This is a genomic window from Microbacterium sp. PAMC22086, assembly GCF_019443525.1.
In the GTDB taxonomy this organism is placed as follows: Bacteria; Actinomycetota; Actinomycetes; order Actinomycetales; family Microbacteriaceae; genus Microbacterium; species Microbacterium maritypicum.
Window position 1 is genome coordinate 454,519 of sequence record NZ_CP080380.1, and the last position, 24,356, is coordinate 478,874.

Genomic DNA, 24,356 nt, shown 5'->3' on the forward strand with positions numbered 1-24,356 from the left:
CGGGTCGGGGCGGCCTGTCTGTGCGGCCGGGTCGTGCGATGCCGGGTCGGAGTTCGTGGCTCCGTGCCGGCGAGGGGCGATGGTGTCCGCCGCATCGGTGCGGCGGGATTCATCGGGACAGGATCGTGGAGAGGTGTCGCCAGGCTTGATCGAAGCGCTCGCGGTAGATCTCGGGCGTGTAGTGGGTGAGCTGGAGGAAGAGGCCGTCCATCACCACGAACACCAGAGCCGTGAAGCCCTCGGCGTCACCGGCGGCGAAGGTGCCTGCCGCGACACCGTCTTCATAGGTCTGGCGCACGGCGGCCGCGAGGGTCGACTCCGAGTCGAGGAAGATCTGTCGCAGCTGCTCGCCACCGGGACCGTACTCGGTGACAGCGGCCCTGAGGCTGAACTCCGCGAGGTCGGGTCGGTCGCGGTAGTACGCCTCGATGCCCCCGAGGATGTGGTGCAGGCGTGCGAGCGGCTCCAACTCGGAGCTGTTCCTGAGGAGCTCGTCGAAGAACGCGGTGTGATCGACCGAGACCCCGGCGTACACCTCGGCGTACAGCGCCTCCTTGCTGGGGAAGTGCGCGTAGAGGGAGGGCGTCTTGATCCCGACGGCCTCGGCGATCTCGCGCAGGCTCGTCTCGGCGTACCCCTGGCGCGCGAAGATCGTGCGGGCCTCCGCGAGGATCGTTGCTCTGGTCATCATCTACCTAACGACTATTAGTTAGGCAGAGCGTAACCCCGCATCTCCCTGCGACGCAAGAGCCACGGGCACAGGACGTCACGACTACCGTGGAGGGCATGCGCATCCCCGCCGCGATCCGCGCCTCCCAGCGCTCCCCGCTGCTGCAGGTCGTGAAGTCGGCCGCGGCGACGATCGCCGCGTGGCTGATCGCCGGATGGGTGTTCCCCGCGCAGCTGCCGGTCTTCGCCGCGATCGCCGCGCTGCTGGTGGTGCAGCCCAGCGTGAACCAGTCGCTGTCGAAGGCGCTCGAGCGCAGCATCGGAGTGATCGCCGGTGTCGTGATCGCCGTCGGGCTGGGACTGCTGTTCGGCTCGCCGAGCTGGATCGTGCTGCTGGCGATCGTCGTGGCGATGCTGGTGGCGTGGATCTTCCGCGCCTCGCCGGGCACGGGCAACCAGGTGGCGATCTCGGCGATGCTGGTGCTGGCGCTGGGGTCGTCGAGTCCCGAGTACGCGTTCGCACGCATCGTGGAGACGCTGATCGGGGTCGCGATCGGCATCGTGGTGAACGCCCTGATCGTGCCTCCGGTTCTGGTGGCACCGGCTCGCCGAGATGTGGGACTGCTCGGCCGCGAGCTCGCCGCCAGCCTCGACCGCCTGGCCGACGCGCTGCCCGAGCCGCAGACGCCGGCGAGGCTGCAGGAGCTGATGCTGGAGGTGCGGCTGCTACGGCCGATGAAGGAGGCCGCAGAGGCATCGATCGCCGCCGGGGAGGAGTCGCTCACCCTGAACCCGCGCCGCTCGACGCACCGAGCCGATCTGCGGGAGATGCGTGCGCTGCTCGACCGGCTCTCCCCTATCGTGACCCAGACGATCGGCATGACCCGCGCCTACTTCGACCACTACGACGATGAGATCGGTGAGGAACCCGCCGTCGCCGCGATCGCCGAGCAGCTGCGGCGAGCCGGGCACGATGTGCGCTTGGCGGTGCAGATCGCCGATGCCTCGCCGGAGCCCGACACCATGACCTCGGCGATCCCCGCGCTCACCGCTCCCCTCGTGATCCGTCCGCCCTCGTCACAGCACTGGATCCTGATCGGCTCGCTCATGGAAGATCTGCGCCGGATCAGGGGAGAGCTGCTCGACGAGGACTGACCCCGCTTACCCTGGAGGCATGTCCGACATGACCGTCGCGGAAGCCCTCGGGGAACTCGCCGCTCTGGAAGACCCGAAGATGCGCGCCGCCAACGAGAAGCGCGGCGACGACCACGGCATCAACCTCAGCCGGATGCGCGCACTGGCGAAGCGGATCAAGACCGACCAGCCCCTCGCGCAGGAGCTGTGGGCCACCGGCGAGACGCCCGCGCGACTGCTGGCTCTGCTGATCTGCCGCCCGCGCGACTTCACCGCCGACGAGCTCGATGCCAGGCTGCGCGAGACACGCCCGCCCAAGGTCAACGACTGGTTCGTCAACTACGTCGCCAAGAAGACGCCGCTCGCCGAGGAGCTGCGGCTGCGCTGGTTCGACGACGCCGACCCGACCGTGGCCGCCGCGGCCTGGTCTCTCACGACCGTGCGCGTGACGAAGGACTCCGACGGTCTGGACCTGCCGCACCTGCTCGACCTGATCGAGCGGGACATGAAGGATGCGCCCGCACGGCTGCAGTGGGCGATGAACGAGACCCTCGCCACGATCGGCATCTTCCATCCGGAGCACCGCGCACGAGCGCTGGAGATCGGCGAGCGCCTGCAGGTACTCGCCGACTACCCGACCGCACCCGGGTGCACCTCGCCGTTCGCACCGCTCTGGATCGGCGAGATCGTCCGGCGCCGCGAGGGCTGACGCAAGATCAACTGAACGCACTCATCGCCGACATCGCGAGCGACATCAACGGCTTCATCGGCGCATCCGTCGTCGACGTCGAGTCGGGCCTGCCGCTCGCTTCGCACTCGGTCCGACCGGACTTCGACCTCGACGTCGCCAGTGCGTACAACAGCGAGATGGTCAAGAACAAGCGGAAGACGATCGACGCTCTCCGCCTCGAGGCCACCCTCGAAGACATGCTGCTGACGCTCGACACCCAGCTGCACCTGATCAAGATGATCGAGGGCGATACCTTCATCTACCTCGCAGCCGACCGTCAGGCGACGAACCTCGCCCTCCTCCGCTCCGCCGTGAACCGCCACGTGGCGGCCTTGAACGCTTGAGCGGCGGGGCCGTCGGAGCCGACAGCCCCGGGAGCGAGTCGTGGGTGCGCACCACCCTGTCGGATCTTCCGACGAGGCGCGCGCGCTGGCGACGCGTGAGCCTGCCGACGCGCTTGCGGCTCGTCTTCGCCGGGCCGGTCGGCGCCGGCAAGACCACAGCGGTGCGCGCGCTGAGCGACGTCGCCCCCGTGGACACCGACGTTCCCATCTCGGCGGGCTCCGCAGAGTACGGCGACGCAGGAAAGAAGACCACCACGGTCGGACTCGACTACGGAGCCTGGAAGCCCACGGCCGAGATCTCGGTGGCCCTCATCGGGTTCCCCGGACAGGACCGCTTCGCCCACGCGCGGCAGAGCTCCTCCTCGTCCGACACGCGCATCCTGCTGTGGTTGCGCGCCGACAGCGAGAGCATCGCCGACGACTGGCTGCCGCGCTTCGCCGGCGACCACCATCGGCTGGCGATCGCCGTGACCCGTTGCACCGACGACGCGATCGACACCGTGCGCGCCGCGCTCACCGAGAGCCTGGAGCGATACGGGATACCGCCCACGCGAGTTCTCGCGACGGACGCCCGCGACCGCGAGAGCGTCATGCGGGCGGCCTGCGCGGCACTGGACCTCCCGGAAGAGGAGTCATGAACGCCTCCACTCGAGCGGATGGCCCCGCTCCGACGACAGAACCGGCATCGGCGCAGGACGCCGTGCTCATGCAGCCGGACCTCGCCGCGAACTGGGCGCTCTGGTCCGGCGTGGTGAGCCAGGCGGCGCTCACCCGGCTGCGTCACCTCGAGGAGCGATTCCCCGAGCTGACGACGGCGGTCCTCTCGACCGCCGACGGCCTGCACATCGCATCGGTCGGCACCCTCGGGGAGACCGGCGACCGCCTGGCCGCCATGAACGGCTCGCTGTTCGCCGTCGCCAGGGCCGAGGCCGAGATCATCTCGCAGGGAACGGAACCGAGCCTTTCCGCCGTGGTCTCGGTGTCGATCGGGCAGAGTCAGCTGTCGCTGCTCAGCTTCATCCTCGCCCCCTACGGTCAGCTGCTCCTGTCGGTGTCGGCGAAGGGGGTGCAGGTGGGGACCGTCATCGTGCAGGCCCGTTCGGCCGCCTACGAGCTCATCACCGCGCTCGGGCTCGCGGGTGCACCGGGATGAGGCTGACTACGCTGACGCCATGAGCACCCACATCGCCGCAGAACCCGGTCAGATCGCCCCCATCGTCCTGTTCCCCGGCGACCCGCTGCGGGCGAAGTGGATCGCCGAGACCTTCCTCGACGATGCCGAGCTGTACTCCCAGACGCGGGGCATGCTGGGCTTCACCGGCACCTGGGAGGGGCACCGCGTCTCGGTGCAGGGCTCCGGCATGGGGCAGCCGTCGATGGCGATCTACGCGAACGAGCTGTTCGACGCCTACGGGGTGCAGACGATCGTTCGCGTCGGCTCGTGCGGCGCGCTGACCGAGAAGGTGAAGATCCGCGACATCATCATCGCGAACGGCGCCAGCACGGACTCCGGCATCAACCGGGTGCGCTTCCATGGCCTCGACTTCGCACCCGTCGCCGACTTCTCGCTGCTGCGCGCCGCGGTCGAGGCGAGTGAGACCGAGCCCCTGGAATCGGCCGTGCACGTGGGTCAGCTGTTCTCGAGCGACCAGTTCTACAGCACGCGCCCCGAGCTCACGGAGCCGTTCGTGCAGCACGGCATCCTGGGCGTCGAGATGGAGGCCGCCGGCCTCTACACGCTCGCGGCGTACCACGGCAGGCGGGCTCTCGCGATCTGCACGGTCAGCGACCACATCGTCACCGGCGAGGAGACCACCGCGCAGGAGCGCGAGCAGACCTTCGGCGACATGATCCGCATCGCCCTGCGCGCCGCGACCGCGTAGCTCGGCGGGCCGCCGCCCCCGCGCGGAAGCTACGGGGTGTCACCGACGGCGTGCGGGCGGGGCAGCGCCAGCATGACGCCGGTGTCGGTGAACTCCTGCTGGATCTCATCGTCGTGCCGGTAGGTGACCAGGCTCACACCGACCGCCGCGATCAGGGCGAACACGAAGGCGGGAAGCAGTTCGTAGAGCCCGGTGTCGAGCGCCTTCCAGATGAACACCGTCGCGGCACCGACGAACATGCCTGCCAGCGCACCCCAGTTGGTGAGCTTGCGCCAGTAGAGGCTGAGCAGGATGACGGGCCCGAATGCGGCGCCGAATCCCGCCCACGCGAACGACACGAGTCCGAGGATCGTGTCGTTCGGCGTGATCGCCAGCACCGCCGCGATGATCGCGACGCCGAGGACCCCGAGTCGCCCCATCAGCATGAGGGTCTTCTGCGAGGGCGGCGTGCGCCGGAACACGCCGTACAGGTCTTCGACGAGCGCCGAGGAGCAGACGATCAGCTGGCTGGAGATCGTGCTCATGATCGCGGCGAGCACGGCCGCGAGCACCAGGCCGGCGACGAACGGATGCAGCAGCGTCTGCGACATGAGAAGCACGACGGTCTCGGGGTTGGCGAGGTCCATGCCCGTCTTGGCGATGTAGGCGAGGCCCACGAGACCCGACAGCACAGCGCCCCCGAGGGAGACGACCATCCAGGAGATGCCGATGCGTCGGGCGCTCTTCGCCTCCTGCGGCGAGCGCAGAGCCATGAACCTCACGATGATGTGCGGCTGTCCGAAGTACCCGAGACCCCAGGCGAGGGAGGAGACGATGGCGAGGACGGTGCCGCCGGTGAGGGCCGTCCCGGAGAGCATCGAGAGGTGGTCCGGCGCGACCTCGTCGATCAGCGCGCCCGTCTCGGCCAATCCACCGATGGCGACGATCGCCGCCACGGGGATCACGATCAGCGCGATCACCATCATGAGTCCCTGCACGACGTCGGTCAGCGACGCTCCGAGGAACCCACCGAAGAGCGTGTACGCGAGGGTGACACCTGTCACCAGCAGCATGCCGGTGAGATAGTCGCCGTCGAACGAGCTCTCGAAGAAGACGCCGCCGGCCACCATGCCCGAGGAGATGTAGAGGGTGAAGAACACGAGGATGACGACGCCGGACACCACGCGGAGCAGTCGCGTCGTGTCGCGGAGCCGATTCTCGAAGAAGCTCGGCACCGTGATGGAGTTGCGCGACACCTGCGTGTATGCGCGAAGACGGGGCGCGACGAGCAGCCAGTTCAGGTAGGCGCCGATCGTGAGGCCGATCGCGATCCACGCCTCGATGAGACCGGACACGTAGATCGCCCCCGGGAGACCCATCACGAGCCAGCCCGACATGTCGGAGGCGCCGGCACTGAGCGCGGCCACCCACGGCGGGAGGTTCCGACCGCCGAGCATGTAGTCCTCGTGATCGCCGGTTCGCCGGAAGGCGATCCAGCCGATGAGCAGCATCCCCGCGAAGTACAGTGCGAGTGCTGCGAACGTGAAGATCTGGTCGGGCATCGTCGTCCCCCCTGGGCGGTGCGGTCACCGCTCCGTGGTCCGTCGATGATGCCACGGGGAGAGTGGCGCCACCTACGAAAGCCGCGCGAATATACCGGCTCAGAATGCCCCGGGCGCGACCGTCGCGGGCGGATGGGATGATCGAGGGACCATGACTTCCACTCCGCGGCTCGATCCCGCCCTCGTTCCGGACGCCGCGGATCCGGATGCCGTCTACCTCGCGTTCGTCGAATGGGCGGAGTCCACCGGCATCAGCCTCTACCCCGCGCAGGACGAGGCGGTCATCGAGATCGTCTCCGGCAACAACCTGATCCTCTCGACCCCCACCGGCACGGGGAAGTCGCTCGTCGCGATCGGCGCGCACTTCAGCGCCCTCGTCGCCGGACGCCGCAGCTACTACACCGCGCCGATCAAGGCGCTCGTGAGCGAGAAGTTCTTCGCGCTGGTCGACGTGTTCGGCGCGGAGAACGTCGGCATGGTCACGGGCGACTCCTCCGTGAACGCCGATGCCCCGATCATCTGCTGCACGGCGGAGATCCTCGCGAACCTCTCGCTGCGCCAGGGCACCGATGCCGACGTCGGTCAGGTCGTGATGGACGAGTTCCACTTCTACGCCGACCCCGACCGCGGCTGGGCATGGCAGGTGCCCCTGCTCGAGCTGCCGCAGGCCCAGTTCATCCTGATGTCGGCGACTCTCGGCGACGTGACAGAGCTCGCGACCGACCTCACCCGGCGCACCGGTCGCGAGACGGCGACCGTGACCGGTGTCGAGCGTCCCGTCCCCTTGCACTTCTTCTATGAGACGACGCCGATCCACGAGACCATCGATGACCTGCTGAGCACGGGGCAGGCACCGATCTACGTCGTGCACTTCTCTCAGGCCGCGGCGATGGAGCGGGCCCAGGCGCTCTCCAGCACGAAGGTCGCCACTCGCGAGCAGCGTGACGAGATCGCGGCGCTGATCGCCGAGTTCCGCTTCACGACCGCGTTCGGCAAGACCCTCTCCCGCTTCCTGCGCGCGGGGATCGGCGTGCACCACGCCGGCATGCTGCCGAAGTACCGACGACTGGTCGAGCAGCTCGCCCAGCGCGGACTGCTGCGCGTGATCTGCGGCACCGACACCCTCGGCGTGGGCATCAACGTGCCGATCCGCACCGTGCTGCTCACCGCGCTCACGAAGTTCGACGGCACCAGGATGCGGCAGCTGAACGCCCGCGAGTTCCATCAGATCGCCGGTCGCGCAGGACGTGCGGGCTACGACACCGCCGGCACGGTGGTTGCACAGGCGCCCGAGCACGAGAGCGAGAACGTCGCGGCCGTGAAGAAGGCCGGCGACGACCCGAAGAAGAAGCGCAAGATCGTCCGCAAGAAGGCGCCGGACGGGTTCGTGTCGTGGGGAGAGCCCTCCTTCCGCAAGCTCATCGACGCCGTGCCGGAGACCCTGACCTCGCACATGCAGATCACCAGCGCGATGATGCTCAACGTGATCGCCCGTGGCGGTGACGTGTTCGCGAATATGCGTGCGCTGGTATACGACAACCATGAGCCGCGGAAGCGCCAACGCGAGCTCGCGATCAGGGCCATCGGCATCTACCGCACGCTCCGCGAATCGGGCATCGTCGAGAAGACCCCGGAGGGAGACATCCGCCTCACGGTCGATCTGCAGCCGAACTTCGCACTCAACCAGCCGCTGTCGCCGTTCGCCCTGGCCGCCTTCGAGCTGCTCGACCCCGATCCCTCCGCCGGCACTGGTACCGGTTCGTATGCGCTCGACATGATCTCGATCGTGGAGTCGACGCTCGACGATCCGCGCGCGGTGCTGAGCCAACAGGAGTTCCAGGCCCGCGGCGAAGCGGTCGCGGCGATGAAGGCCGAGGGCATCGAGTACGACGAGCGCATGGAGCTGCTCGAGCAGATCACCTACCCGAAACCGCTCGACGAGCTGCTGACCGCGGCCTTCGAGACCTTCAGCGCGGCGCAGCCCTGGATCCGCGACTTCGAACTGCACCCCAAGTCGGTCGTGCGCGACATGTACGAGCGCGCCATGTCGTTCGGGGAATATGTCGCGTACTACAAGATCGCGCGCTCCGAGGGCGTGGTGCTGCGCTACCTTTCCGACGCCTACCGGGCGGCCTCGCAGACCATCCCGGAGGAGTTCAAGGACGAGGATCTGCGCGACCTGATCGAATGGCTCGGCGAGCTCGTGCGACAGGTCGACTCCAGCCTGCTCGACGAGTGGGAGGAGCTGATCGCCGGCGTCGACAACGGGCGCTTCGATCCGCACGCGCCCGACGAGCCGATCGTCCCGCCCGCGCCCAAGCGCCTCACGAGCAACATCCGCGCGTTCCGCATCCTGGTGCGCAACGAGCTGTTCCGCCGCGTGCAGCTCGCCGCGAGGGAAGACGTGGACGCGCTGGCCGAGCTCGATCCGGGCTTCGGCGCCGACGCCTGGTCCGATGCCCTCGACGGGTACTTCGCCGACCACGACGAGATCCTCACCGGTGCCGATGCCCGCAGCTCGAAGCTGCTGATCCTCACCGAGGGCGCCACCTCCTGGAGCGTGCGGCAGATCTTCGACGACCCCGCCGGCGATCACGACTGGGGCATCACCGCGACGATCGACCTCGCCGACTCCGACGACGCAGGTCAGGCCGTCGTCACGGTCACCGGAGTGGACCGGCTGTAGCCGCAGCCTCCTCGCGCTCCACACCTTCTCTCTCCACACCGACCACCCGTCCGAATCTCCCCAGCGTCTCCCGCCGGTGGGAGGCGGCGATGACCGTCCCGTCGAAGTCCTCGAGCACATCGGAGATGATGCGCTCCGATTCGGCATCCAGGCTCGCGGTGATCTCGTCGACGATGAGCACCCTCGGCTCCCGGCACAGCGCACGAGCCAGTGCCAGCCGCGCACGCTGACCACCGGAGAGACGCACCCCGTGCTCGCCGAGGTCGTCGTCGAGGGTGATCCAGCCGTCGGCGCCCACCCGCGTGAGCGCGCGACGCAGCTCCTCGTCGGTGCGGGCGTCGGCGCCGCGCACGAGGTTGTCGCGCACGGTGCCGTGGAAGAGTCGCGCATCCTGCTCCACCACGGCCACGGTCCGGCGGAGATCGTCGTCACGGATGCGGCCGAGGGGGTACGCGAGACCTGCGGCATCGACGAGCGCGACCGTGCCCGCAGCGGGATCCCACAGCCGCGCCGCGAGCGCGATGACCGTGCTCTTGCCGGCTCCGGACGGCCCCGCGAGCCCGACGTGCTCCCCGGGATCGACGTCGATCGACCAGCCGGGCAGCACCTCCGTGCGGTCGTCGTACGAGAACGACACCTTCTCGAAGCGCACGCCGAGCGGACCGTCGGGCAGCGGCAGCGGACGATCGATCGGCGACACCACCGGTGGGCGGTCGAGCCCCGCACCCACGCGAGCGGCACTGGCGATCAGCGGATGCAGCTCGGACACGGTGTGCGCGGCATCCGCGACCGCGGCGACTCCGGCCACGGCGAGTGCGATCACGGCGGGCAGCAGCGCGGCCTGTGTGCCCCCGACCGTGCCGTCGAGAGCCAGAGTCGCCGCGATCACGCCGATCACGACAGCGGTGAGGATCAGCTCGCGCATCCCGTCGACGAGGTGGGCGATGGCCTCCCGCCGGCGGCTGATGCGCGCCGACCTCCGCGTTCCCGCGACGGCCTCGCGCACCACCCGATCCTGCAGCCCGTAGGCCAGGATCTCGCGCAGCGCACCGAGCGCGTCGACCAGCCGTTCGGACTGCTCCTCCCGCTCCCGCTGTTCGCGCGCACCGATCCGTCGCGCAGGACCCGCTCCGGCCCCGGCAGTGAGGGCGACCGCCGCCGCGCCACCGAGCATCACGACCCCCGCCACCGGCATCACGAGGAACGCGCACACCAGCGCTCCGGCGAACAGCGTGAGCGCGGCGCCGATCTGAGCGACGGTATGCGCGTAGAAGAACTCCAGCTTCTCGATGTCGGTCATCGCCACGGATGCCGCACGCCCGGAGTGCTCGCGTCGGCGCCCGGGAACGCTGCGCGCGTAGGCGTCGAACAACGCCATCCGCAACCGGGCGAGCACCCGGTAGGCGAGGGCGTGCGAGACGTCCATCTCGCGCCAGGTGAGGAACGTGCGCAGCAGCACGAGGGCGCCAAGCGTGAGCCACCAGCCGACCGGCGGCCACTCCGCGTGCACGACGGCCCCGCCCACACCGAGGGCGGTGAGCACCCCGATGGCCGCGAGGGCGCACAGGCTCGTGGTGGCGATCAGGTAGCTGCCGACGATGCGTCGCCATTCCGGTCTCAGCGGCGGGAGCAACCGGGCGAGGATGCCTGCCGACGAGGTCATGAGGCCTCCTTCACGAGCACTCCGTCGCGGAGCACCCGCACGTCGGCGACTCGGGCCAGGGCCTCGGGACGGTGGCTGATCATGAGCACGATCCTCTCTGCGGCGACGCGTTCGAGCGTCTCGGCCACGGTCAGGGCACTGCGGTCGTCGAGGGCGCTGGTCGGCTCGTCCACGAGCAGCACGCGGCGGTGGGCGAGCAGCGCCCTGGCGAGGGCGAGGCGCTGCCGCTGCCCGCCGGACAGGCTCGTCCCCGCCTCGGCCACCATCGCGTCGAAGCCTCCCGGGATCGCTCGGATCTCATCGAGCACCCCTGCCGCCGCGCACGCGCGTTCCAACGCCTCCTGCCCGGCGTCGAACAGATCGACGTTCTCCCTGATGGTCCCGGCGAACAGGACCGGCCGCTGCGAGACCACGGCCACGTCGCTCGGGTGCAGCGGACGCCCGTCGAGCTGGACCGTGCCCGCCGTGGCCGGCAGGAAGCCGAGCACGAGGTCGAAGAGGGTGGACTTGCCGGCGCCGGACGGGCCCGCGATCGCATGCACCTGGCCGCGCTCGGCGTGGAGCTCGACGCCGCGGAGCACATCGTGATCGGCGCCGGGGTAGCGGTAGGAGAGCCCGGAGATGCGGAGCACGTCGGCGGAGGTCGCCGGTGTCGTCTCGCGCTCCGTCGCAGCTGCGGGCGACCGGCGGAACGCCCCGAGCGCGGAGAGGCCCGGAACGGCCGTGAGCCCGAGGAATCCGGCGTGCCAGTGGCGGGAGAGCTCGCGCACGGGACGGAACGCCTCCGAGGAGAGCAGCAGCAGCGCGTAGACCTCGACGGCCGGCGGCTGCCCGGTCATGACGGAGACGACCGCGAGCCCGGCGGCGATCACCACTCCCGCCTGCACGGCGAAGTCGGTGATGGCGGTCTCCGCGAGCGATGACCGCATCACGCGTTCGGTGGCCGCCCGCAGTGCCTCCGACCTGGTGTGCAGGCGCGACCGCGTGGCCGGCACGTCGCCCAGCGCACGCAGCGTCGACATGCCGCGGAGCGCCTCGAGCAGGTCGCCGCTGAGAGTCTCGTAGCTGTCCCAGTGCTCGAATCCGCGCCGGGCGAGCATCCGCTTCCACAGCAGAGGGCCCAGCACCGCGAGCAGGATCCCTGCGGCGACGCACAGCGCGATCAGGGGTGACAGCACCGCGACCAGGCACACCGCGACCACGCTGCCGACGACGAGCTGCATCACGGCAGGGATGTACTTCGACACGTAGGCGTCGGTGCCGTCGATGCCGTCGCCGAGTGCCAGCTGGGTCGAACCGTCGCGGAGGCGGGCGTCGTGCAGCCGTTCGGGTACGAGGACTGCCGCGACCGCCGCGCCCCGCAGGTCTTCTCTCACCCTTCCGCCCAGGCGGGAGGCGACATCACCCTGCACGAGCGTCAGCAGCATCCGCAGGAGCCCGATCGCGAGTATCGCGCCGATGCCTCCCACGGCCCCCGCTGCGTCGCCGCGCACGAAGGCCGCGAGCGACCAGGCGAGCGCGAGCGCCTGCAGGAGGTGTGTGGCGAACACGAGGAGCAGGAGCAGGATGCTCCCCGTCAGGAGCCAGGGATGCCGTCGCGCCTCGCGCCACAGCTCGGGGACGATCATCATCGTGCACCTCCGGGAGAGTCGAGGAAGGCGAGCGCATGGAGGATCCACCGGTCACCGGTCGCAGAGAAGCCGGAGACGGGGCGGGTGCCCCTGTCCCCGAGGAGCGCGGCCTCGTAGCAGAGGCGAGCCGCGTCGAGATGGGCGCTCCAGAGCGCGGCGTCGACGACGGTCGAAGGGGCCGTGATCGGCACCGACCAGGAGCGGACCTCGGTCGCCCCGCGCACCCAGGCCTGCCCGGAAGCTCTCGCGATGCGCTCGATCGCGGGAGCGGGCGTGCCGCCGATCCGGGCACCGAACTCCGCGGTCGCGGGCGAGCGCCGGGCTCCGAGAGCACGACGAGCCGCGGGATCCGGCACCGGGTCGAGGGGGATCTCGATCGCAGCGAGCGGGATCTCCGGCGCGAGCCCGCGACGGATCCAGGCATCGGCATCCGTCGCGCGAGGCACCCCGAGCAGAGACCGGAGCCGGGTCGAGGGGCCGACCTCCACCGGTCCGGCCTGCACCCCCAGCAGGAAGAGCACGCCGGCGACCGCGTAGGCGGCATCGGCGATCCACAGCGGCCACGCCCGATGCCGGTAGCGCCCGAAGGACCGACCGGGCAGCACCGTGAACACCACGCGCGCGATGCCGTCGTGCGCGGCGGGCGATGGCCATCCGTCCGCACGATCGGCGGCGAGGTCGCGACGGCGGAAGATGCCCTCCTCGTGATCGACCGCCCAGTGCGTGCCGGCCCCGTCGATCAGGTGCGTCTGCACCGGGTAGCACGCCCCGGCCGACGGGACAGGACGCTGACGGATGCGTGTGCTCAGCCCGTCCGCACTCCGATGGAACCGCCCCGGGCGCCAGAGGGCATCCACGAGCTCCCGCACACCCCGGTGGGGTTCATCCGCCACCGCGCCGGTGCGGTGCCAGGCGTTCGTCCGCGGCCCCGGCGGCAACGGACCCGCGGGCAGGCGCGACGTCGGCGCCTCGTCGAGCGGGGCGGGAAGACCCGGGAATGCGCTGATCGATGGGCTCATGGCCGACCTCACATGTGCGGGGCCGGGAGGAGCGTGAAGTCCTCCGGAGCCCCGGTCCACGTCGCGCGCCAGCCGCGATCCTCCGCCGCCTCACGGAACCGCGGCATCCCGAGGTACGAGAACGCCGCCGGAGCGTTGGGCACGAGCCCCGTCACGATCGAGCGCACCACGCGCAGGGCGGTCCGGCGCACATCGGTGGTCGTGAGGTCGCGCGTGAGCACACGGTGTCCACGAGCGCGCAGGCGCTCGTACACCTCGTCCATCGTCACCGGGCTCATCGTGCTCAGCGGATGCACCCCCTGCGCGGGCGCACGGAAGCGACGCGCCTGGTCGTGCACGGTCGGATCGAGCCACACCTGCACGTGCGCTCCGAGGTCGATCACGTTCTCGAACTGCGACCCCGCAGCGGCCGTGTAGTCGGCGTCTGGGCGGAAGTCGAGGGTCAGGCCCTTCGCCATCAACCCCTCGGCGACCGCACGGAACACCCATCCGTCCGCGGTCGTGCAGCCCTGCGTGTAGATCCAGGTGTGCACGGCTTCGAGCACCGCCTTCCGCGCCGCGCGTGCCGGATCGAGCGCTCGCCGATTCCCTCGTCGGTCAAGCGCAGGCCACGGCCCAGAAGCTGCCGGCCGACGTCGCGGGCCTGGCGGCCGAGGTGCCGGTCATCGGCGGAGACTCCCCGCCGAGCCGTGAGGAACTGCTCGCCGTCGAACCCGACTTCGTGTACTCGCCCACCACCTACGAGTTCACCGCTGAGCAGGGCTTCGCCAGCATCGAGCAGCTCGCAGACGCCGGTGTCGCCGCGTACACCGCGACCGGCGGATGCTTCGACCGCCGCATGGAGGGCACCGTCGACGACCTCTTCATCGACCTCGACAACCTCGGCGCGATCTTCCACGTCGAGAAGGAGGCGAACGACCTGATCTCGTCGTCCCAGGCCGAGCTCGCCACCGTCGACACCGCGATCGAGGGGCAGGACCGCCCGCGCGTCGCGCAGGTCTTCGTGGAGGGGACGACCCTCACCGCGATCGGCGCCGGCATCGAGTACGACATCCTGCAGCGCGCCGGCGCCGACAACGTCTTCTCACCGGACGACCCCGCATTCGCCGACTTCTTCGCCGCCGAGATCACCCCGGAATCCCTCGCCGCCGAAGCACCCGATGCACTCGTGTTCGCGGTGACCGACTCCGCGCAGGAGGCCGCTGTCCGCTCGTACCTCGCAGCGACCTTCCCGGACATGCCCGCCGTGCGCGACGGGCGACTGATCGCGGTGCCCTCGACCGACCTGTTCCCCGGCACGCTCGGCAACGTCTCGGCGGTGCGGCTGATCGCCGAGGAGCTCTACCCCGACGCGGTCTTCGACTGACCCGCACCGGCGACACCTCGGGGAGCGTGATCCCCGAGGTGTCGCCGTCGAATGCTCAAGGGGTGTCGCATCAGATCGATCCCGCCCCGAGCGCGGCGTTCAGATCTCGTATACGTCTCGGCGGTGAGCGACCCGCACCACGGTCACGAGCACCTGGTCGTCGATCACTTCGTAGAGAACGCGGTAGTCGCCGATGCGCACCAGCCACGCGTTGTCATAGCCGGAGAGTTTGCGGACCCCATGAGGGCGGGGTTCGCGCTCGAGTTCGGCGATCCCGGAGAGCACCCGTCGACGGATCTGCGCATCGAGTTTGCGTAGCTCTTTGGCGGCCGCTGTGGTGAACTCCACCCGATAGGTGGTCACGCAACTTCCGTGAGGAGCTCATCGAGCGACACACGCTGTCCATCGTCTGCAGCCTTGGCCGCCGCGAACTCGGCCGCATCGCGCGCGGCCTCGAGCTCTTCGAGCAGTTCCAGGTCAGCCACGCTGATCACGACGGCCGTGAGCTTCCCGTGGCGAGTGACGCCCACACGCTCGGAACCATAGGCGACTCCACCGAGGACGTCGGCCAAGCTGTCGCGAAGATCCTTCGACGGGACGCTGCGGCTGATCGTGTTCATGATTTCATTCTACCGCTTATGTACATAAGTGGAAGAAGATACAGAAATCAGGCCTGCATGACAGCGAGCACATTGCCGGCCGGGTCGCGGAACCACGCGATGTCCGGGCCGCGACCGTTGCCGCGGACGATACCGCGCTCATCGGAGGGAAACTCCTCGTCGCTGTAGATCTTGGTCTGCACGCCCCGGGCGATGAGCTCGTCGACCGCGGCATCGACATCCGCCACCGGGAAGTTCAGGATCGTGAAGCTCGCCGGCGTGTGGTTCGGCTTCGAGTAGACGAGGATCGACCCGCCGCTCGGCAGCCGCAGATCGAGGAAGCCCATCGCGTTGCGCTCGACATCGAGCCCGAGGGCCGTGCCGTAGAACTCTTCCGCCGCGTCGATGTCGTCGACGCTGAATCCGCTGAATGCGTTGTCCGCTGTGAAGGCCGCCATGGTTCCAGCATCCGCCGTCCTCCGCCGATTGTCGAGGCCCTTCATCGGCGCCCTTCATCGGCGCAGTCGCGGCACCAGGCGGTCGGTCGCCTGCAAGGGGTCGAACAGTACCCCGAGCCCGCAGCGCATCAGCAGCGCATGCACGCCCAGGCAGATCACGATCACGGCCGCCGTCAGCACGATGGGGCCGATGGCTTCGAGCACCGGCGTCGTCCTCCATCCCGCAGCATCCAGCCCCCCAGCGCGACGTCGATGCGCTGATCGCCCGCCTGCAGGAGGTCAACGCCCGCGCGATCGAACTCACCGAAGCGCTGCTGCTGCTCAGCCGGGCGGACCGTCGCGCGTTCACCCGCGAGATCGTGGATCTGTCGCTCCTCGCGGAAGGAGCGGTCGAGGCGCTGGTGCCGCTCGCCGACCGTCGCGGCGTCGCCGTGGAGGTGGGCGGTGCCCCGGCCCCGGTGCTCGGCTCCTCCACGCTGCTGCCGCAGCTGGTGACGAACCTCGTGCTCAACGCGATCGTGCACAACCTACCGTCGGGTGGGGCCGTCGCCGTGCGGACGCACTCGATGCCCCACGCCGTCGCACTGGTCGTGGAGAACACCGGCGAGCTGCTGCCGGCGCACCGCGTGGCGACGCTCATCGAACCCTTCCAGCGCGGTGCCGAGCGCACCCGCAGCGACGACCATGCCGGGGCGGGACTCGGTCTCGCGATCGTCGACCGCATCACGCAGGCCCACGGGGGCACGCTGGTGCTCACCCCGCGGACGGACGGCGGCCTGATCGTGACGGTGTGGCTGCCGCATCCGTACCCGGTCGAGCCTTCCGCCTGACCAGGCTGCCGTCCCCGTCCCGGTTCAGATGTCGGAAGATCTTCCGGATGCCGGAGCAGATGGGATCTTCGGCCCGACATCCGCCCTTTCTCCCGACGGATGAACCGATACGGGAGCGCGGGCTCACCAGGGGCTGGGCTCGTAGTCCTTCAGGAACACGCCGTGGATGTCTTCGCCGGCCTCGCCGCGCACGATCGGGTCGTACACGCGGGCGGCGCCGTCGACGAGGTCGAGCGGGGCGTGGAAGCCCTCTTCCGCCAGCCGCACCTTCGTGTAGTGCGGACGCTCGTCGGTGATCCACCCGGTGTCGACGGCCGTCATCAGGATGCCGTCCTTCTCGAGCATCTCACCGGCACTGGTGCGCGTGAGCATGTTGAGCGCGGCTTTGGCCATGTTCGTGTGCGGGTGGCCTGGCCCCTTGTAGCGGCGGGAGAACTGCCCCTCCATGGCCGAGACGTTCACCACGTACTTGCGGTGCGAATCCGAGGCAGCCATCGACGCGCGCAGACGGCTGATGAGCAGGAACGGTGCGGTGGTGTTGGCGAGCTGCACCTCGAGCATCTCGAGCGGATCGACCTGCTCGATCGACTGCACCCAGCTGTTCACGCGGTTCACGTCGGGCACGAGGCCGCCGGCGTCGATCGCGGTGCCGTCGGCGTGCTTCTCCAGCGACGACGATCCGGGGGCCATCGCGAGGCGTGCGAGGTCTTCGGCCGTGAGCGCCTGGCCGCCCTGCTCGGCGACCGTGCCGCCGAGGGCAGCGACCGAGAGCAGCGGATGCGCGTCGACGGATGCCTGCAGCGCCTGCGGGTGCGGGTCGGCCGTGTGACCGAAGGTCTCCATCTCGGGCAGCGGTCCGTCGGGAAGCGGCTGCAGCTCTGCATCCGCAAGCAGCGAGTACGCGCCCGGCGAGCGGCGCACGGTCTGCGCGGCGTTGTTGATGAGGATGTCGAGCGGACCCTGCGCGGCGACGGAGTCGGCGAGGCCGATCACCTGGGCGGGGTCGCGCAGGTCGATGCCGACGACGCGCAGACGGTGCAGCCAGTCCGCCGAGTCGGGCAGAGCCGAGAAGCGCCGCACGGCGTCGCGCGGGAATCGGGTGGTGATCGTGGTGTGCGCCCCGTCGCGGAGCAGCCGCAGCGCGATGTGCATGCCGATCTTGGCGCGACCACCCGTGAGCAGGGCGCGCTTGCCGGTGAGGTCGGTACGGGCGTTGCGCTTGCCGTGGCTGAAGCGGGCGCAGTCCGGGCAGAGCTGGTGGTAGAACGCATCCACCTGCGTGTAGGGCTGCTTGCAGATGTAGCAGTTGCGGGGCTTGAGCAGCTCGCCCGCGATCGGGGCGTCGATCACGCTCGTGGCGAGGTCGTTGCCGCGCGTCTCGTCGTCGATGCGGTCGGGCGCTCCGGTGGCGGTGCGGGCGACCACGGCCTTGTCGGCCTCGGCGATCGCATCGCGGATCTCCTTGCGGCGCACCCGCTTGACGGCCTTGAACATCGCCGCGGTCGCATGGCGCACGGCGACGAAGTCCGGATGCTCGTTGTCGATCTGGTGCAGCTCGGCGAGTACGCGAAGAGTCGTGGCGAGATCGTCGGGGTCGACGCCCGGTCCGAGGTCGGGTGCAGCGTCGGAGGGGGCGTCGGTCATTGTGCTGATTTTACGCGAGTGTCCTGGGGGTACGCCCGACCCCGCCCGCGGGGCACATGAGCCTGGCACATGAGCCGGTCGTCGAGCGCACGGCGCGACGTCGAGAGCCCGCGCACTCGACGGAGCGCGCGGGCTCACCGCAGCTACGCGATCCCGCCGCCGTCCACGACGAGCGCCGACCCGGTGACGTACGAGGAGTCGTCGCTCGCGAGCCAGACCACGGCCTGCGCGACCTCGCTCGGCTCGCCCATCCGTCGCAGCGGACGATCAGCGGCTTCGGCGAGGAAGGCGTCGGTGTCCTGCGTGAGCTGACGGGCCTCGTCGCGCAGCAAGATACCGCGTCACGTTCGCACGTGCCATCTCGCTACCTCTTTCATCATTGGAAGATCTAGGTCGGGATCACCCCTTCGGGCGTACTGGTGTTCTGTATACAGAACGCAATCCTGTCAAGGATCGTCGGTCCGGATCGCTCCATCGAGACCATCCCGTGACGTGCCGGTCGCCCGTGGCGCAGACTGGATGCATGACCGATTCCGATCCGCGCCTGCTCGGCCCCGGACTCCTGCCGACGCCGTTCACCGCCGCCGAGATCCGCGACGCCACCGGAACAGGCACCGTGATCCGGCTTCTGCTGGAAGGCCCCGACGGCCCGATGGCCGAGCACGTCAACCGCTTCCACGACACCGATGACGAGGGAGCGACCCTCGACCGCTGGGCCGCGGAGGACCCCAAGGCCGTCGTCTCGAACCGGGTGACCTGGGCCGAGCTGCAGGGCCATGCCGCCTTCGACGCCGGCACCACGAGCGTGTCGACCGTGAGCCTGTCGACACCGCTCGGCGCGCTCACCTGCCGCCGGTACGACACCGACGACGGCATCTTCTGGTTCTCGATCGACCACCCGGGCATGCCCGTGCAGTACGAGTCCGGCGGACTGCGTACGACCGTTCTGAGCATCGAGCGCGACTGACCGGGGCGTCGAGCGGAGAAGTTCCCCGGAACGCGGGCGAGACCGCTCGAACGTCGGCCCTCCGGCGTAGGGTCGCAGCATGAGCAGCACAGCATCCGCACAACATCATGGAGTGGTCCCCTCCTATCTGCTCGCGCGCCTGGCCGAGTCGGGTCGCTTCCCGAAGGCCGCGGCCGCCGCACGGCAGACGCTCACGGCCGGCCGCCCGCCGTTCCGCGCGCGCATCGACCTCTCGATCGACGAGAACGGCGACCTCGTGGCCCAGCTGTCCGAGGCCCCGAACCGCACGATCAGCGATGCGGGCAACATGCAGCAGCTGCCGGGCGCGATCGTGCGCGGCGAAGACGACGGGCCCGTCGAAGACCCCGCGGTCAACGAGGCCTTCGACGGACTCGGCGCCACGTTCGAGATGCTCCTGGCCGCTTTCGATCGCAACTCGCTCGACGATGCCGGGGCGCCGCTCGATGCGACCGTGCACTACGGCGTCGACTACGACAACGCGTTCTGGGACGGCGAGCGCATGGTGTTCGGCGACGGCGACGGCGAGGTGTTCCAGCACTTCACCGGCTCGCTCACCGTCATCGGACACGAACTCGCGCACGGCGTCGTGCAGCACACCGCGAACCTCGAGTACCAGGGCCAGCCCGGCGCACTGAACGAGTCGATCGCCGATGTGTTCGGCGCCCTGACCGAGCAGTACGCCCTCGGCCAGACGGCCGACCAGGCGACGTGGCTGATCGGCGCCGAGATCTTCACCGACGCCTTCGAGGGCGCGGCTCTGCGTTCGATGATCGCGCCGGGCACCGCCTACGACGACGACGAGCTCGGCAAAGACCCGCAGCCCGACCACATGAGCGGCTTCGTGCGCACCACGGAAGACAACGGCGGAGTGCACATCAACTCCGGAATCCCCAACCGCGCGTTCGCCCTCTTCGCGATCGACCTCGGTGGCAAGGCGTGGGAGCGCGCGGGCACCGTCTGGTATCGCGCGCTCACGGGCGGCCTGTCGAGCACCGCGACCTTCACGCAGTTCGCCGATGCCACCGTCGCCGCGGCCGCAGCCGTCGACGCCGCCACAGCCGCAGCGGCTCGACGCGCGTGGACGACCGTGGGAGTCTATGGAGATGAGCGAGTCCCCTCCACCGACTGACGCGCAGGTCGCGATCGCGGTGGTGCGCACCGGCGGCATCGCCGGCATCCGCCGGCAATGGCGGGTGGAGGCCGCGCCCGACGATGCGGTGCACTGGATCGACCTGATCGACCGCTGCCCGTGGGACCAGGAGACGGACGCCGGATCCGGCGCCGACCGGTTCGTGTGGAGCATCCGGGCGCGCACACCGTCGGAGCGCCGCGAACGGGAGCTGCCCGACTCGGCGCTCGACGGCCCCTGGCGCGCGCTCGTCGAAGCCGTGCGTGCGGCCTCCGTCTGAGGCCCCACCGACGTACGCTCGCAGATGAGCCGTCGACCGACGGCGCATCGAAGGGGGATCATGCTGACGACAGACGAAGCCGAACGGCTGCTCGGCGCGGCACGCGAGGCACACACCCGCGGCGACCCCCTGCTGCACCTGCACGTCGAGGTCAGCCGTCTCACCGGAGCCCCGTCATCGTGGGGTTCGGCGGCGAACGAGTGCCACCAGAACGAGAGCGTCGGCTACTTCCTCGGCGAGGTCGAGCGCGTCGGCTGGCGACTCGAGCACACCGGATACGCCTTCGTCGACTCGGGCGCGACCACATCCGATCGGGTGATGAGCACCGGAACGGGCGTGGTGAATCACGGTGCCGTCTCGGGATACTTCACCTTCCGCCGCGCGGCCACGGCCTGACGTCGTCACCCGCGCGGGCCGCATCCGATCAATCCTGTGTGAATCCGGCCTCTTCGCCGCGACGCGGGTTCACAATGGAACCCATGGGACTGTTTCAGCAGAAGCCTGAAGAGCAAGAGAACCAGTGGGTGCTGCCCTCGGAGCCGCTCGAGCGCTCCGAGACGGATGTGCTCGACTCGGCGCCGGTCATCGATCCGCTGTCGATCGGCCTCGGCGCGGAGGCCAGCGGCGACCTGAGCTCTGTCCTGTTCCCGGTCGCACCTCCCGTCCCCGAGGCCGCCGCCACTCACGACTCCGCGGAGCCCACCTCCGATGAAGACCCCGGGGCCGACTGAAGCTCCATCCGTGTGCGGGGCAGCGCCTCGGGGTGCTCGCGCTGCAACCAGCTCATCATCTTCTCGCGCACCTCGCAGCGCAGCGCCCACTGATCGTCGGAGTCCTTCGCCGACATGACCAGCCGCACCGTGACGAACCCGCCCTGCGCATCGGTCACCAGAGCGCTCGCAGACCGGCGGTCCCACGCCGCTGACTCCTCGATGATCCGCTGGAACTCGGCCCGAAGTGGAGCCATCGGCACGCGCCAGTCCAGATCCAGGTACACCGTGCCGAGGATCTTGTCAGACCGCCGCGTCCACGTCTCGATCGGCCGTGAGGTGAAGTAGCCACAGGGGACGACCAACCGACGCTCGTCCCAGATGTACACGACCACGTACGACAGGTTGATCTCTCCGATACGACCCCATTCGCCTTCGATCACGACCACATCGCCGACTCTGATCGCGTCGGTGAACGCCACCTGCACCCCGGCGATCAGGTTGCCGAGGATCGACTGCGCCGCAAGGCCGGCGATGATGCTCGCGATCCCGGCAGAAGCGAGGAGGCTCGTGCCGACCGCCCGCATCTCAGGGAACGTGAACAGCACCGTCCCGAGCGCGAGCACGGCGATGGTGACGAGGACCAGCCTGTGGATCACCAGGAGCTGCGTGCGTCTCCGCCGAGCCTCCGGCCCGAACAGGACGGTCTCCTCGCGAGCGATGAGCCGTTCGAACCCGAACGAGATCGACGCGGCGAGCAACCACGAGCCTGTGAGGATCGTGGTGATCAGGAACAGTCTCGAGACCGGCGGCCACCATTCCTGTTCCGCCGGGGCCGTAACGGCGCAGCCGATCCAGACGGCGACGACCAACGCTGTGGACGCCATCGCGCGTCTCACCCGGCGGGCGAACTCGCGAACCCATATCAGGCGGCGGCTGATCAGCGCCGTGAGCAGGTGCAGCAGTGTGAGGACGGCGGCCACCGAGATGATTGCGACGGCGATCGCCACCGTCGTGCCGAGCCAGGGTTCCCATTCGAAGCCGGAAGACATCCGTCCACCCTAGGCGGCGGCCCTCGATAACACGAACGAGCCGGAGGCGCGGGAAGTCGACGCTGCGCCCCGAGGCGGGAGGCTCGCCGGCGGCGCCTGAAGGCGAGATCACCCCCGTGGTTCGCCCAGTCGCCTCGCCCGACGGATGGGCCTGTTGCCGCAGGACGCGATCGCCCCCGAGGGGATGCGGGTCGCCGACCTGGTCTCGCGCGGCAGGTACCCGCATCACTCGGCGCTGCAGCGCTGGACCTCCGCCGACGACGCCGCCACCCGCGAGGCCCTGGCGGCGACGAACACCGCCGATCTCGCTGAGCGCTACGTCGACCAGCTCTCCGGTGGTCAGCGGCAGCGGGTCTGGGTGGCGCTCCTGCTCGCCCAGCAGACCCCGGTGATGCTGCTCGACGAACCGACGACCTTCCTCGACATCGCTCACCAGTACGAACTGCTCGACCTGCTGCGAGCGCTCAACCAGCAGGGCAAGACGGTGATCGCCGTGCTGCACGACCTCAACCAGGCCGCTCGCTACGCCGACAACCTCGTGCTCATGAAGGAGGGCCGCGTTGTCGCCAGCGGCAACACCTCCGAGCTGATCACGGCGGAGCGGGTCGGCGAGGTCTTCGGCATCGACGCGATCGTGACTCCGGACCCCGTGACCAGGACCCCCATGGTGATTCGTCGGTGACTTCGCCGTCGGCGCCCACGGCTACGGTTGAAGGATGACGATCACCGCCGCCGCAGACGGCTCCGCCCTGGGCAACCCCGGCCCCAACGGCTGGGCCTGGTACATCGACGACGAGAACTGGGCGGCCGGCGGATCCCCGCACGGCACCAACAACCAGGGCGAGCTGCGGGCCGTGCTCGAGCTGCTGCTCGCGACGGCGGGCACCGACGAGAAGCTGCTGATCGAATGCGACAGCCGCTACGTGATCGACTCCGTGACCAAGTGGATGCCGGGGTGGAAGCGCAAGGGCTGGCGCAAGTCCGACGGCGGGCCCGTGCTCAACCGCGACCTGCTGGAGGGCATCGACGAGGCCATCCGGGGCCGGAACGTCGAGTTCTCCTGGGTCAAGGGCCACGCAGGACACCCGCTGAACGAGGCCGCCGACGAGCGCGCGAACGCCGCGGCCAAGGCCTACCAGGCGAAGCAGGAACCGCGACGAGGGCCCGGCTTCACCCGCGCGGCAGACGCCGGAGCCGCCGTCGCCGCGTCGGCACCGGTCGCCGCTTCCTCGTCCGCCGCGCCGTCATCAGCCGCATCGTCATCCGCGCCGTCGAGCACGCCTGCAGCCACAGCTCCCGCGCCCTCCCCCGCGGCCCCGACGTCGGTCGCTGAGCCCCTTTGGGCCGAGGCCGCCGACCTCCTCGACGGGTGGGACGCACCGGCGGACGACCCGATCGAGCTGCGCATCCCCCTCTCCTCCGACGAGCACGCGCGGCTGCGCGACCGCGCCGAGGCTCAGGGCATCTCGCTCGAAGAGGCGCTCCGCCGCCTGATCTGAGCGCAGCGACCGCGGCGTACACTCGCACCATGTCGACTCCCACCCGCACCATCGGCCGTATCTTCCTCGGCGCCTCTCTCGTCTTCGCGGGCGTCTCGCACCTCACGGTGGCGCGCGAGGAGTTCCAGGCGCAGGTCCCCGAGTCGCTGCCGCTGGATCCTGACACCACGGTGCTCGCCTCCGGCGTGGCCGAGATCGCACTCGGATCCGCCCTGCTGCTGGCACGACGCCGTCGGCGCACGGTCGGCACGATCGCCGCTCTGTTCTTCGTCGCCGTGTTCCCCGGTAACGTGGCGCAGTGGATGCACCACCGCGACGGCTTCGGTCTCGACACGGACATGAAGCGCTTCGTGCGGCTGTTCTTCCAGCCCGTGCTCGTCGCGCTGGCGCTGTGGTCGACCCGCGAACCCCGACGCTGACGGGCCGGACCACCCGCACGGACTCACCACTGTCAGGGACGCGTGCCCTCTGCGGCACAACGGGTCCTCCGAGCTGAGGTCC

General features: G+C 69.7%; 29 protein-coding genes and 1 pseudogene. 17 read left to right on the forward strand and 13 right to left on the reverse strand.

Translation table 11 applies throughout. The annotated features are described in order from the left end of the window. Positions 1-109 precede the first annotated feature (109 nt). Entirely contained in the window at positions 110-688 is a 579-nt protein-coding gene (locus KY497_RS02215) for a TetR/AcrR family transcriptional regulator (RefSeq protein WP_055869267.1), read from the reverse strand. Between the two features lie 98 nt (positions 689-786). On the opposite strand from KY497_RS02215, the gene KY497_RS02220 reads away from it, so the two are divergent. From KY497_RS02220 to deoD, 6 genes are read left to right on the forward strand one after another with little or no spacing between them, the layout of a single operon-like run. After that, complete coding sequence (locus tag KY497_RS02220) at positions 787-1,824, forward strand: aromatic acid exporter family protein (RefSeq protein ID WP_055869266.1); 1,038 nt, start codon at positions 787-789, stop codon at positions 1,822-1,824. Positions 1,825-1,843: 19 nt separating this feature from the next. Then, entirely contained in the window at positions 1,844-2,512 is a 669-nt protein-coding gene (locus tag KY497_RS02225) for a DNA alkylation repair protein (RefSeq protein WP_219869712.1), read from the forward strand. Then, positions 2,452-2,877: a hypothetical protein gene (locus tag KY497_RS02230; protein ID WP_229778980.1), complete on the forward strand. Its 426-nt coding sequence runs from the start codon at positions 2,452-2,454 to the stop codon at positions 2,875-2,877. The genes KY497_RS02225 and KY497_RS02230 overlap by 61 nt, the downstream gene beginning before the upstream one ends. A 44-nt stretch (positions 2,878-2,921) precedes the next feature. Then, positions 2,922-3,515 carry a hypothetical protein gene (locus KY497_RS02235; RefSeq protein WP_219869713.1) on the forward strand — a complete coding sequence of 198 codons (594 nt, stop codon included), beginning with the start codon at positions 2,922-2,924 and terminating at the stop codon, positions 3,513-3,515. Continuing rightward, positions 3,512-4,030, forward strand: a complete 519-nt coding sequence (locus tag KY497_RS02240; RefSeq protein WP_219869714.1) for a hypothetical protein — start codon at positions 3,512-3,514, stop codon at positions 4,028-4,030. Before KY497_RS02235 ends, KY497_RS02240 begins: the two co-directional genes overlap by 4 nt. 19 nt (positions 4,031-4,049) lie before the next feature. Further along, positions 4,050-4,760, forward strand: coding sequence for a purine-nucleoside phosphorylase (gene deoD, locus KY497_RS02245; RefSeq protein ID WP_141387238.1), 711 nt, complete (start codon positions 4,050-4,052; stop codon positions 4,758-4,760). A 29-nt stretch (positions 4,761-4,789) separates the two neighbouring features. Here deoD and putP read toward each other — a convergent pair whose 3' ends face one another. Beyond that, positions 4,790-6,301, reverse strand: coding sequence for a sodium/proline symporter PutP (putP, locus tag KY497_RS02250; protein WP_219869715.1), 1,512 nt, complete (start codon positions 6,299-6,301; stop codon positions 4,790-4,792). 151 nt (positions 6,302-6,452) lie between these two features. Here putP and KY497_RS02255 point away from each other — a divergent pair, with 151 nt between their 5' ends. Further along, positions 6,453-8,987 (forward strand): RNA helicase, encoded by a 2,535-nt coding sequence (locus KY497_RS02255; RefSeq protein ID WP_219869716.1) that lies wholly within the window; start codon positions 6,453-6,455, stop codon positions 8,985-8,987. Here KY497_RS02255 and KY497_RS02260 read toward each other — a convergent pair. The 4 genes from KY497_RS02260 to KY497_RS02275 are packed head-to-tail and all read right to left on the reverse strand — an operon-like array spanning position 8,965 to position 13,845. Continuing rightward, positions 8,965-10,650, reverse strand: a complete 1,686-nt coding sequence (locus tag KY497_RS02260) for an ABC transporter ATP-binding protein (protein WP_219869717.1) — start codon at positions 10,648-10,650, stop codon at positions 8,965-8,967. The genes KY497_RS02255 and KY497_RS02260 overlap by 23 nt on opposite strands. After that, positions 10,647-12,281, reverse strand: coding sequence for an ATP-binding cassette domain-containing protein (locus tag KY497_RS02265; protein WP_258185817.1), 1,635 nt, complete (start codon positions 12,279-12,281; stop codon positions 10,647-10,649). The genes KY497_RS02260 and KY497_RS02265 overlap by 4 nt, the downstream gene beginning before the upstream one ends. After that, positions 12,278-13,300, reverse strand: coding sequence for a hypothetical protein (locus tag KY497_RS02270; RefSeq protein WP_219869718.1), 1,023 nt, complete (start codon positions 13,298-13,300; stop codon positions 12,278-12,280). Before KY497_RS02270 ends, KY497_RS02265 begins: the two co-directional genes overlap by 4 nt. An 8-nt stretch (positions 13,301-13,308) precedes the next feature. Then, positions 13,309-13,845 (reverse strand): hypothetical protein, encoded by a 537-nt coding sequence (locus KY497_RS02275; RefSeq protein ID WP_219869719.1) that lies wholly within the window; start codon positions 13,843-13,845, stop codon positions 13,309-13,311. A 17-nt stretch (positions 13,846-13,862) separates the two neighbouring features. Here KY497_RS02275 and KY497_RS02280 point away from each other — a divergent pair, with 17 nt between their 5' ends. Then, positions 13,863-14,666, forward strand: coding sequence for an ABC transporter substrate-binding protein (locus tag KY497_RS02280; protein ID WP_258185818.1), 804 nt, complete (start codon positions 13,863-13,865; stop codon positions 14,664-14,666). Positions 14,667-14,765: 99 nt separating this feature from the next. Here the strand turns inward: KY497_RS02280 and KY497_RS02285 are convergent, their stop codons facing one another. Genes KY497_RS02285 through KY497_RS02300 form a run of 4 tightly spaced genes read right to left on the reverse strand, consistent with a single transcriptional unit; the run spans position 14,766 to position 15,927 of the window. Beyond that, on the reverse strand, positions 14,766-15,029 hold the full coding sequence (locus KY497_RS02285) for a type II toxin-antitoxin system RelE/ParE family toxin (protein WP_219869720.1): 264 nt from the start codon (positions 15,027-15,029) through the stop codon (positions 14,766-14,768). Next, positions 15,026-15,286, reverse strand: coding sequence for a type II toxin-antitoxin system prevent-host-death family antitoxin (locus KY497_RS02290; RefSeq protein WP_055869246.1), 261 nt, complete (start codon positions 15,284-15,286; stop codon positions 15,026-15,028). The genes KY497_RS02285 and KY497_RS02290 overlap by 4 nt, the downstream gene beginning before the upstream one ends. 47 nt (positions 15,287-15,333) lie before the next feature. After that, a complete protein-coding gene (locus KY497_RS02295) occupies positions 15,334-15,723 on the reverse strand; it encodes a VOC family protein (RefSeq protein ID WP_029260102.1) in 390 nt (129 codons plus the stop codon). 54 nt (positions 15,724-15,777) lie between these two features. Beyond that, on the reverse strand, positions 15,778-15,927 hold the full coding sequence (locus KY497_RS02300; RefSeq protein ID WP_167497440.1) for a hypothetical protein: 150 nt from the start codon (positions 15,925-15,927) through the stop codon (positions 15,778-15,780). 155 nt (positions 15,928-16,082) lie between these two features. Here KY497_RS02300 and KY497_RS02305 point away from each other — a divergent pair, with 155 nt between their 5' ends. After that, the gene (locus KY497_RS02305) at positions 16,083-16,553 is read left to right on the forward strand and encodes a HAMP domain-containing sensor histidine kinase (protein WP_307723090.1); all 471 of its coding nucleotides are present in this window, start codon (positions 16,083-16,085) and stop codon (positions 16,551-16,553) included. A gap of 123 nt (positions 16,554-16,676) precedes the next feature. Here the strand turns inward: KY497_RS02305 and KY497_RS02310 are convergent, their stop codons facing one another. Continuing rightward, entirely contained in the window at positions 16,677-18,197 is a 1,521-nt protein-coding gene (locus KY497_RS02310; RefSeq protein WP_055876293.1) for an SDR family NAD(P)-dependent oxidoreductase, read from the reverse strand. 143 nt (positions 18,198-18,340) lie between these two features. Beyond that, positions 18,341-18,529, reverse strand: coding sequence for an SDR family oxidoreductase (locus KY497_RS02315; protein WP_229778981.1), 189 nt, complete (start codon positions 18,527-18,529; stop codon positions 18,341-18,343). A gap of 191 nt (positions 18,530-18,720) precedes the next feature. Here KY497_RS02315 and KY497_RS02320 point away from each other — a divergent pair, with 191 nt between their 5' ends. The 5 genes from KY497_RS02320 to KY497_RS02340 all read left to right on the forward strand — a co-directional run bounded on the left by KY497_RS02320 (position 18,721) and on the right by KY497_RS02340 (position 21,325). Continuing rightward, on the forward strand, positions 18,721-19,164 hold the full coding sequence (locus KY497_RS02320) for a hypothetical protein (protein WP_219869721.1): 444 nt from the start codon (positions 18,721-18,723) through the stop codon (positions 19,162-19,164). Positions 19,165-19,243: 79 nt separating this feature from the next. After that, positions 19,244-20,314 carry a M4 family metallopeptidase gene (locus KY497_RS02325; protein WP_141387266.1) on the forward strand — a complete coding sequence of 357 codons (1,071 nt, stop codon included), beginning with the start codon at positions 19,244-19,246 and terminating at the stop codon, positions 20,312-20,314. Continuing rightward, the gene (locus KY497_RS02330; RefSeq protein ID WP_017831187.1) at positions 20,289-20,594 is read left to right on the forward strand and encodes a protealysin inhibitor emfourin; all 306 of its coding nucleotides are present in this window, start codon (positions 20,289-20,291) and stop codon (positions 20,592-20,594) included. Before KY497_RS02325 ends, KY497_RS02330 begins: the two co-directional genes overlap by 26 nt. A gap of 60 nt (positions 20,595-20,654) precedes the next feature. Beyond that, on the forward strand, positions 20,655-20,990 hold the full coding sequence (locus tag KY497_RS02335; RefSeq protein ID WP_151486729.1) for a hypothetical protein: 336 nt from the start codon (positions 20,655-20,657) through the stop codon (positions 20,988-20,990). A gap of 83 nt (positions 20,991-21,073) precedes the next feature. Then, positions 21,074-21,325: a hypothetical protein gene (locus KY497_RS02340; protein WP_219869722.1), complete on the forward strand. Its 252-nt coding sequence runs from the start codon at positions 21,074-21,076 to the stop codon at positions 21,323-21,325. Here the strand turns inward: KY497_RS02340 and KY497_RS02345 are convergent. Next, a complete protein-coding gene (locus KY497_RS02345; protein ID WP_219869723.1) occupies positions 21,277-22,356 on the reverse strand; it encodes a mechanosensitive ion channel family protein in 1,080 nt (359 codons plus the stop codon). The genes KY497_RS02340 and KY497_RS02345 overlap by 49 nt on opposite strands. 118 nt (positions 22,357-22,474) lie before the next feature. Here KY497_RS02345 and KY497_RS02350 point away from each other — a divergent pair. From KY497_RS02350 to KY497_RS02360, 3 genes and pseudogenes are all read left to right on the forward strand, one after another. Beyond that, positions 22,475-23,038: pseudogene (locus KY497_RS02350) on the forward strand (ABC transporter ATP-binding protein); the annotation flags it as partial. Positions 23,039-23,072: 34 nt separating this feature from the next. Continuing rightward, positions 23,073-23,855, forward strand: a complete 783-nt coding sequence (locus KY497_RS02355; protein ID WP_219869724.1) for a ribonuclease H — start codon at positions 23,073-23,075, stop codon at positions 23,853-23,855. Positions 23,856-23,884: 29 nt separating this feature from the next. Further along, complete coding sequence (locus KY497_RS02360) at positions 23,885-24,274, forward strand: MauE/DoxX family redox-associated membrane protein (protein WP_055876235.1); 390 nt, start codon at positions 23,885-23,887, stop codon at positions 24,272-24,274. Positions 24,275-24,356 lie beyond the last annotated feature (82 nt).